Here is a 452-nt window from a genome sequence, read left to right as displayed (position 1 = left end):
CACTGGTAACGATGTGTTCAAGTTGATGGGGTATCATGCTGTGTTTTACGGAGGTGTAGGAGTTGTTCATCTGACAGCTGCTGCTATTTCTAAGTATAGCCAGTTCAATGGTGGTGAAGGCCGTGATTTGATGGTATTAGGTGGTTACCAGAATACGTTCAAAGGCGGTACTGGCGTTGATAGCTTTGTCGTAAGAGGTGATGTTATTGATAACCTTGTTGAAGATATCCGTAGTGAAGACAAGATTGTGTTCAATGGTATTGATTGGCCAAAACTATGGTTTGAACGTAGTGGCTATGATCTAACACTTTCTAAGTTGCGTAATCTTGAAATCGATACGGATCAAGCTAAGTTTGAGAACATAGGTTCAGTCACCTTTAGTGATTACTTTAATGGTAATCGCGCTCAAATTGTTATTGCAATGGGTGAAAAAGAGATTGACGGTGAAAGAG

1 protein-coding gene is annotated in these 452 nt (G+C 40.5%); it reads left to right on the top strand.

Features of this window, described 5'->3' with window-relative positions:
* Positions 1-13 precede the first annotated feature (13 nt).
* Positions 14-452 (top strand): hypothetical protein (locus AACU55_RS20640; protein ID WP_205960169.1); only part of this gene is annotated, 439 nt, incomplete at its 3' end.

The organism is Rahnella sp. CJA17(1/100) (assembly GCF_963881615.1).
GTDB lineage: Bacteria > Pseudomonadota > Gammaproteobacteria > Enterobacterales > Enterobacteriaceae > Rahnella > Rahnella aceris.
The sequence above is the reverse complement of the archived record's forward strand: the minus strand, read 5'-3'. Positions and strand labels throughout refer to the sequence as shown.